General features: G+C 48.4%; 9 protein-coding genes and 1 tRNA gene. 7 read left to right on the plus strand and 3 right to left on the minus strand.

Annotated elements, in window-relative coordinates:
• A partial coding sequence (locus tag QXE01_09790; protein MEM4971527.1) for a helicase-related protein occupies positions 1-1,971 on the plus strand: 1,971 nt, incomplete at its 5' end.
• 23 nt (positions 1,972-1,994) lie between these two features.
• Here QXE01_09790 and QXE01_09795 read toward each other — a convergent pair.
• A complete protein-coding gene (locus tag QXE01_09795; protein MEM4971528.1) occupies positions 1,995-3,104 on the minus strand; it encodes a zinc metalloprotease HtpX in 1,110 nt (369 codons plus the stop codon).
• Between the two features lie 86 nt (positions 3,105-3,190).
• Between QXE01_09795 and QXE01_09800 the strand changes: the two genes are divergently transcribed.
• From QXE01_09800 to QXE01_09810, 3 genes are all read left to right on the plus strand, one after another.
• A tRNA-Asn gene (locus tag QXE01_09800) sits at positions 3,191-3,266 on the plus strand.
• A 610-nt stretch (positions 3,267-3,876) separates the two neighbouring features.
• A complete protein-coding gene (locus QXE01_09805; GenBank protein ID MEM4971529.1) occupies positions 3,877-4,062 on the plus strand; it encodes a hypothetical protein in 186 nt (61 codons plus the stop codon).
• 53 nt (positions 4,063-4,115) lie between these two features.
• Entirely contained in the window at positions 4,116-4,877 is a 762-nt protein-coding gene (locus QXE01_09810; protein ID MEM4971530.1) for a 5-formyltetrahydrofolate cyclo-ligase, read from the plus strand.
• A 105-nt stretch (positions 4,878-4,982) separates the two neighbouring features.
• On the opposite strand, the gene QXE01_09815 is transcribed toward QXE01_09810, so the two are convergent.
• Positions 4,983-5,924, minus strand: a complete 942-nt coding sequence (locus tag QXE01_09815; GenBank protein MEM4971531.1) for a trypsin-like peptidase domain-containing protein — start codon at positions 5,922-5,924, stop codon at positions 4,983-4,985.
• Positions 5,925-6,114: 190 nt separating this feature from the next.
• On the opposite strand from QXE01_09815, the gene QXE01_09820 reads away from it, so the two are divergent.
• Positions 6,115-6,513, plus strand: a complete 399-nt coding sequence (locus QXE01_09820; protein MEM4971532.1) for a cupin domain-containing protein — start codon at positions 6,115-6,117, stop codon at positions 6,511-6,513.
• On the plus strand, positions 6,510-7,256 hold the full coding sequence (locus QXE01_09825; GenBank protein ID MEM4971533.1) for a hypothetical protein: 747 nt from the start codon (positions 6,510-6,512) through the stop codon (positions 7,254-7,256). The genes QXE01_09820 and QXE01_09825 overlap by 4 nt, the downstream gene beginning before the upstream one ends.
• 32 nt (positions 7,257-7,288) lie before the next feature.
• On the opposite strand, the gene QXE01_09830 is transcribed toward QXE01_09825, so the two are convergent.
• Entirely contained in the window at positions 7,289-8,314 is a 1,026-nt protein-coding gene (locus QXE01_09830) for an alcohol dehydrogenase catalytic domain-containing protein (protein MEM4971534.1), read from the minus strand.
• 47 nt (positions 8,315-8,361) lie between these two features.
• On the opposite strand from QXE01_09830, the gene QXE01_09835 reads away from it, so the two are divergent.
• Positions 8,362-8,738: alcohol dehydrogenase catalytic domain-containing protein (locus QXE01_09835; GenBank protein MEM4971535.1), on the plus strand; the 377-nt coding region annotated here is incomplete at its 3' end.

An 8,738-nucleotide genomic window follows, 5' to 3' on the forward strand; every position in this document is an offset into this window, starting at 1 on the left:
GGATCCCTATCAAGGGATGCTAGGGAGGCTGTTGAGAGGAGCCTTAGGGAGGGGAGGATCCCAGCTATAGTGGCTACATCCAGCCTCGAGCTTGGGATAGATGTTGGGAGCGTCGAGATCGTTATCCAGTATATGTCTCCTAGGCAGGCTATGAAGATGCTCCAGAGGATGGGTAGGAGTGGGCATAGGGAGGATGCGCCTTCTATAGGCTATATAATTGCTAGCGAGAATATCTACGATATAGCTGAGAGCGCTGTCATAGCTAGGAGGGCCTGTTCGCAAAATCCCTATAATGAGATCGAGAGGCTGACCCCCCGAGAGCTACCCCTAGATGTTCTCGCCCACCAGATAGCGGGGTTGGTTCTAGAAAAGGAATCGATCTCTGTGGGAGAGGTGGTGGAGATACTCTCCAAGGCCTATCCATTCAGAGGCCTCACACAGCATGTTGTTGAAAGGGTTGCTGAGTTCCTATCCAGCATAGGGGTTATAAGGATATCTGAGGAGAACGGAGTGAAGATCCTTTCGAGGGGTAGGAGGGCTAAGCAGTATTACTACCGAGCAACCATGATTGTGGATACCAAGAGCTATAGGGTTGTTGATATAGCTTCAAACAGATCTATAGGTGAGCTGGACGAGAGATTCGTAGCTAAGGAGGTTGCTCCAGGTGCTGTGATAGTCCTCGGGGGATCTCTCTGGAGGGTTTTAGAGGTTGATGAGGATCAAATATATGTTGAGGCTGTAGATAGCGCAGAAGGATCTGTGCCTAGGTGGATTGGACAGCAGATCCCAGTTGATAGGAGGGTTGCTAGGGAGGTGTGTATGATGCTGAGAGCCCTATCCAGAGATCCCGAGAAGGCTTTTGAGAGATACCCAGTTGATTCCGATGCTATGAAAAGGGTTCGAGAGGCTGTTGAGAGACATATATCCAGCGGCTATCCAATACCAGGCGATGATCTAGTGTTAATAGAGGGTTGGAGAGATGCCGGCGTTAGCATAGCCATTATACACGCATGTATAGGTTCCAAGGCTAGCGAGGCCCTAGGGCTATTTATATCCAGCTATCTAGGCTCCTCAGCATCTTATAGGGCTACACCATATGGCGTTATAGTTGCTATGCAGGGTAGCCTTGGCGCCAGGGATCTCGAGAAGATCCTATCCTCTTGGAGAGACCCCAGCGAGATAGAGGCCAGGGTTCTAGGGGCTGCTAGATCGAGTGGAGCCTATAGATGGCACCTAGTAGCGGTTGCGAAGAAGATGGGGGCTGTTGATAGGGATTACCCCTTCGAGGAGGCTTTGAAGCATGCGAGGCTCTTCGAAGATACTGTTGTGGGTGAGGAGGCTTTGAGGGATATGCTCTATGAGGAGCTCGATCTAGAGGGGTTGAGGGATCTTCTATCAAGGGTTAAGGAGGGGAGGGCAAGGGTTGTTGCCCTAGATCTGAGGGAGCCAACACCGCTTGGAGGCGAGCTATATAGGGGTATATCGGGTTTTGAAAGGGTTAGGAGCCAGTCTATACCGAGGAGCATTGTTGCGGAGCTTGTGAGGAGGAGGCTTGAGGAGAAGGATGCTATGTTGGTATGCATTATGTGTGGCTACACTTATACATCAAAGGTAAAGGATCTGCCGCAGAAGATCGAGTGCCCAGCATGTGGATCTGTGTTTGTTGGTGTGAATAAATATGGCTATCCATATGCTAGAGAGCTTGTTAGAAGGGTTGCGAAGAACCCGGAGATCCTTAGGGATCCAAAGGCTCTGAGGGATGATGAGAAGGAGGCTCTCTCAATGCTTGTGGGGACGGCAAATCTTGTTGCAAGCTATGGTAGAAAGGCTGTGCTTGTCCTCATGGGAAGGGGGGTTGGGCCGGAGAGTGCGGCTAGCATTATAGCTTCTTCACAGGATGATGAGGATCTCTATATAAAGATCTTGGAGAGGGAGAAGAAATATATGTCTACGAAAAAATACTGGGATTAGCTATGAAAAGGGCTTACTCAAGCCTATGGCGGTATCCATGTTAGGTTCTCGAGGAATCTAAGTCTCTTAGGTATTGGTGGGTGTGTCGCCAGGATCTCCTCTATCGGTGAATACCCAGATCTCATGATCCTCTCTATATCAGCTCTAGTTACTCTATAGAAGGGCTCTGCCACAGCATCTGTTAGTGCGTATATGAATAGTGCTCTCAACTTGCTCTCCCCAACACTCTGGTGGATCTCTGGGTTTCTCCTATAGAATATATGTATCTTTGCCAGCGCAGCCTGCATAGCGCTCCTCCCAGCCGCCTTAGCCCCCTCGAGATCTGCGTAGTACTCTCTAAGCCTGCTAAACGCTAGTATCAATATCTGTAGCACGAATGATACTATAACAGCTGCTATGCCTACTAACACTAATATGATTGGGCTGGAACCGTTTCTCCTATTATTACCGCCTCCCCATAGGCCTAGATGTACTAGGCTCACACCTAGATAGTATATCACTGATGGGAGTATACCTAGGAAGAGCATTATAGCGTTATCCCTATGCTTGTGATGCCCTATCTCATGCCCTACAACGGCTTCTAGCTCTCTCTCATCTACAAGCTCTAGCATCCCCTCCGTAACTGCTACATATCTCCCAAGGAATATGTTTCCATATGCAAATGCATTTGGAGGCCCTCTAACCCTTACAGCCTTAGGGGGCTTCACACCTAGTCTTGAGGCAACTCTATTCACTATCTCCTGGAGCCTTGGATCTGGTGTTGCTCCGTAGAATAGGTTTATCATTATCGGTGAGAGTATATATGTGAATAGATTCGCTATTATCACGAAGATCATTATAGGCAGTATAAAACCAGTAACAATCCCTGGGTCGTTGAGGTTTAGCGGAGCACCCCTCCATAGCTGGATAGCATATACTATGCCGAAGAGGGTTCCGGTGAACACCAGGATAATCAGGATCAATGTGAGGGCCATGGAGGTATATAGGGAGAAGGCTCCTGATAGCCTACCAGCAACCTTAGGAGCTATGGTTGATGCTAGCATAAACATCACTATATATCCTAGAACCATCAGTGCCAGCGCTATCGGGTCGAAGAAGAAGAACACCCTTATCTCACCTATATAAATATGCATATGTAAGCATAATAAGCATTTCCATATGCATCTAAGCCATAGAAGCTTGGAAAAGCTAAAAAGCCCCGATGAGTTATATAGAGATGGCCGGGGTAGCTCAGCTGGTAGAGCGCCGGGCTGTTAACCCGGTGGTCGGAGGTTCGAATCCTCCCCCCGGCGCCAAAACAGAGGCCTCCAACATGTCTTGGTTCCTATCTAATCCCCCTACTTCAAATAATAATTAAGGAATAATGCCTCTTGAGATGAAAAGGCAATACCCGATCATGGATCATTGTTGCTTATCTTCATATATACTGTATATACCTATGCACAGGCTTATTAGATGCCTCATCATTTATCATTTACAATATCCGGTGATCAGACGGCTAGCTGGCTTGATATTCTGATCAGCGTGGTCGTAGCTATTCTCCAGATAGCTTTTTTTCAATTCTATAGTAGATCATCCCAGGTTCCCGTGGGTTTAGCCCTGGGCCGGGTCTCGGGTCTTCGGCCAGCTACCCCTATCCCCTCTCGGGACTCGGGGATATGGTTGTTAGCCCCCATCTATAGTCATCTGGGGGCCTGGTTGCCATACTCATCACTACCTCATCATCTAGCTATACCACCAGCATCAAAGCTTATAAGCATTTCACGATCCTCGCCCTAAAGGGGTGGGGCTTTCAGTTGTAAGGGAGCCCTCGAGGCTCTAGTTGCTGGTTTAATACAGCTTTTCATAGGCCTGCCCCTAGCGATATTTGCGATAACACTTGCACAGAACGCTGTATATAGATTTATGGTTGCTAGGTTAGCCGGTAAGGTTGAGGCACCATCTATAGCTGAGGAGCTGAGCAGGGGTAACATTGCTATAGCTGCGATGCTCTTTGGAGCATTTTTCGCAACATCAACCGTTATAAGCCAGTCGATAGGGTTCCTAGCACAGCCGATAGCCCAGGCCCTTGGGATAGCGATTAGTGGTTAGAATATCCAGTGGCGCTCTAATAATGCTTTATCACTATATTTCTTTGATGCTCCATGGTTGCTGGTAAAGAGGCTGGGGATCTAAAGGCTGGGATAAGGGCTAGGATCTGGAGGCTTCTTGAGGAGAAGGGTGTTTCAAGGCCTCCAAAGCCTATCTATGGGAGGATACCTAACTTCGATGGTGCCGAGCTAGCGTGTGAGAGGGCCTCGGAGCTTCCTGAGTTTCGCAGAGCCTCTGTGGTTAAGATCAACCCTGATTCTCCTCAGATGAGGTCTAGATATATAGCGCTTGCTATGGGTAAGATGGTGGTTATGCCTACTCCGAGGCTTAGGGAGGGGTTCCTAATACTGGATCCAAGATCTATACCTAGGAATAGGATCTCAGAGGCATCGACGATAAGGGGATCCTTTATATGGGGTTCGAAGGCATCGATCAAAGAGATGCCGAAGGTAGATCTACTTATAGTCGGCTCAGTAGCTGTGAACACTAAAGGGGCGAGGGTTGGGAAGGGAGGGGGCTACGCTGATCTTGAATATGGTATATTGAGAGAGCTGGGGCTTGTCGACGAGGACACACCTGTTATCACAACGGTCCACGACCTACAGATCATAGACCAGGAGATACCGATGGAGGAGCACGACCTACCGGTGGATATAATAGTAACACCCACTAGGATTATAAGGGTTGAGAGAGCCTATAGAAAGCCAAAGGGGATATACTGGGAGAGGATTGGTGAGGAGAAGCTAAGGGAGATCCCAATACTAGCCGAGATCCTCGGTGAGAGGGTGAAGCATGGTAAAAAATATAGACCATAGATCTCTGGGTTTGATATAGCATTGCGTTGCGTCTGGAAACCTCTATATGATCATCACTGCCACCGATCCCTCATCTAGATGGCTATCGAGTCTATTTTATCCCAGCTATAGCTCTTCAACAAGTATCGGGGCTTCAACAATCCTCTTAGAGCCTCTCCTAACTATTTCTAGCTCGATCACACCCCTATCTATGTTATCCTCAATCGCATTCCTCAGCTCGCTAGGTGTTGATATCTCTTTACCACCTGCCCTTAGAATCACATCTCCCCTCCTTATCCCTGCATCATCCGCCGGACTCCCCGGTATTGTTCTAACCACAACCACCCCTTTCCTCTCCGCTATACCCAGCATTCTGGCGAGCTCCGGGGTTAGCGGTGCTACGAAGACCCCTATCCAGGCTCTAACAGGTCTTCCATATCTCGATATAAGCGTTATAAACCTCTTAACCTGGTTAATAGGTATTGCGAAACCTATCCCCTGGGCAAACGGGATCATGGCTGTTGTGACCCCAACAGCTTCGCCCATCATATTTATAAGGGGTCCCCCGCTGTTGCCAGGGTTTATTGCTGCATCTGTTTGGAGAAGATCCTCGAGCACGATTCTACCTTCATTAGCTACAATGGTCCTCCCCTTCCCACTTATAACACCCATTGTTACTGAGGGGCCTGGGATCCCGAGTGGAGATCCTATTACAAGCACGACCTCTCCCACTCTTACCTTGTCTGAGTCGCCCATCCTGAGATATCTAGCCCCTGGCCTGTCGATCTCGAATAGCGCTAGATCCCTATATGGATCTCTTGCGAGAACCCTACCAACACCTACCTCGCCATCGCTATATATGATCCTAACACTGCTAGCAGATCCAACAACATGGCTATTAGTTATTGCAAGCCCCTCACCAACTATGAAGCCAGATCCAACACCCCTTACAGGGGCTTCTATAAGGGATAGAGGATCTATAGCCTCCACAACAACGGTGACTACCGAGTCTCTAACGCTTTCAACCAGGTTGGAGATCTCATCACTGAACTCCTTGATCCTACTCATCGTTCCATGCCCTAGATACTATTGATGCTGGGCTAAATAATGTATTAGCTATAGCTATCACCAAGATCCTCAAGCACTTGTTAGACCCTGGAATCATCTACTCATATGATGGGGATAAACAATCACAGCAGATCTGAAACCATTGCCTCCTCTATATAAGTTTCTGAGGCTCTTCTATATGGGGGTCTAGATGTATATAGTGAATATAGAGGCTGTTGAGTTCAAGGAGTTCAGCGAGAGAGGTGCCAAGGGTGTTAAGAGGAAAACACTTATCGATCCCAGCGTTGGTTCTAAGAGATTCTACCTTAGATACTATAGACTCGAGCCGGGGGGCCAGACGCCCTTAGATGTGCATGACTATGAGCATATAGTGGTTATAACCAAGGGGAGGGGCTCGGTGCTTACAATGGTTAATGGAGCCCCTGCTATAAAGAGTGTTAAGCAGGGTGATGTGATATTCATAGCCTCTAGAGAGCCTCATCAATTCATAAACACAGGCTCCTCGGAGCTTGAGTTTCTATGCTTCAGAGGCGCTGATATCCTCTATAGAGATGATGTTAGGAAGATAATTGAGGAGATGGGGACATGAGGCTCCCATACCCCAAGTGGATCTATATTGGTGATCTCTCAAAACCATCGACCTTGGAAGAGTCTATAGGTATCCTCGCAGGCTTCTCAGCCCAGATCGAGGTTCACAAGATCCTAGCCCTTTCAAGGTATATCCCATCTAGCGGGCTTGGGTGGGACGATATACATAAGATCTATGGTGTTATCTTCAGAGATCTGAACCATATATCGTTGCTATCCCTCTTCGGAGATCCTTTAAAGCCCCTTGTAAGGGGTAGCGGTGATCTGGACTATGCATTAGGATCTATAGCTGAGATAGGGGATCCAGGCCTCTCACTATCGATCACATTATCAGCTGTTATACCAGCCTACACAGCTATCCTGGAGTTCATAGCTAGGAGAACACCGTTGGAGAGGGTTAGAAAAACCTTCTCAGAGATTCTAGAGGGTGAGAAGAGGGATCTAGAGGATCTCCTGGGGATCCTATCCAAAAGATTTAGAGGCAGCGAAGCTGCAGAGGCTCTCGAGGAGAGGGCTGTAGTGCTATTCGCATCAGCCGGGGCTGAGGATGCTTTGAAGATCTCCATAGCCTCTATAGCTAGTGGCTCGATCCTAGATGAGGTTTCCTCGAACAAGGCGCTGGGGGATCTATATAGGAATATAGATAGTGCTAGGAGATATGCTGCTGAGAAGCTATATATCGATAGCGGTGCCGTAGTATCTACTTTATCGAGGTATGGCCTATCTGGTTTCGCCCTATGCTGAACCCATGATATTATTCCAAAACTCTATCCTGGCTAGGACGTTGAAGCAATATATTCCTTCTTCGAAACCACTATAACCTTCACAGCCCTCTCAATATCTTGTGCAACTTGGAATGCCTTTTCAACCTCTCCTAGCTCGAATACATGGGTTACTATTTTTTTAACAGGTATTTTCTTCGATGTCAATATCCTTATAGAGGCCTCTATATCCCTCTCCGATGCTGAGTATGATGGTGTTAGCCTAACCTCGTCGTAGAAGACCCTGGATATAGGGATCTCAGCTGTGGATCCAGGTGGTGGTGCTCCGAAGAGCAGGATCTCACCCCCTTTCCTAACGAGCTTGAAAGCAGTTGGAAGGGCTTTTGTGGAGCCTGTTGAGAGCACTACTAGATCGTATCTCCTTAGCTCGCTAACCTCTGCTGGGGATATACAGGCATCTGCACCTAGGCTTGATGCTAGTGAGCATCTCATCTTAGAGAGATCTACTGCGAGTATCTCAGAAGCCCCCAGGGATCTTAGTAGCATTGTGAAGAGAAGCCCCATAGGCCCGGAGCCTATGATGGCAACGCTATAGCCAGGTCTATAGGTGCTTCTAGATATTGCTCTTAGAACAGTTGCTAGAGGTTCTATAAATGTTCCCTCAACCCAGTCTATAGATTCTGGGAGAACATGTACAGCGCCCCTCTCAACATTGATCCTCGGTACTAGGAAGTACTCCGAGAAACCCCCTGGATATATGTTGCTCTCCTTGAAAAGGGGGCAGGATGTCTCTGAGCCTGTGTAGCAGTACCAACACCTCCCACACGAGACATGGTGGTGTGTGAAAACCCTGAGCCCTGGTTTGAGGTTCTCAACACCTCTACCCACCTCCTCTACAACGCCAACCACCTCGTGGCCTAGCACCGGTGGCGTCTCTGTACCGCCTTTTATCTTCTCAAGATCTGTTCCGCATATTCCGCAGGCAACCATTCTAACGAGGATCTCCCCATCACCTGGCCTTGGGATATCTAGCTCAGCTACCTCTAGCCCGCCCCCCTTTTTCACAAGGGCCGCCCTCAACTAGGCCCCTTATTAGGATTCTATCGAAGATATATAGGGCGATCTATTTGAGGGCTGCTGTACTCCACGCCCCAGGTGATCTGAGGGTTGAGGATATAGAGCCTCCGAAGCCTGGGAGGGGCTCGATAGTGGCTAGGGTTCTCATAGCCCTTACATGTGGCACCGATGTTAAGCTATATAGGAGGGGCCATCCATTCGCCAGGCTTCCAAATGTGATTGGCCATGAGTTTGTAGGTGTTGTTGAGGATGTTGGAGAGGGGGTTCCCAGGGATCTGAGGGGTAGGGTTTTCGTTACTATGAATACATCTCCATGTGGGGGTTGCTTCTACTGTGCAAGGGGTAGGGAGAATCTATGTGAGAGGCTTGGCGAGACCATAATAGGCTTTACAATCCCTGGAGCCTATGCAGAGATGATCGAGGTTCC

It is taken from the genome of Sulfolobales archaeon (assembly GCA_038897115.1).
In the GTDB taxonomy this organism is placed as follows: Archaea; Thermoproteota; Thermoprotei_A; order Sulfolobales; family AG1; genus AG1.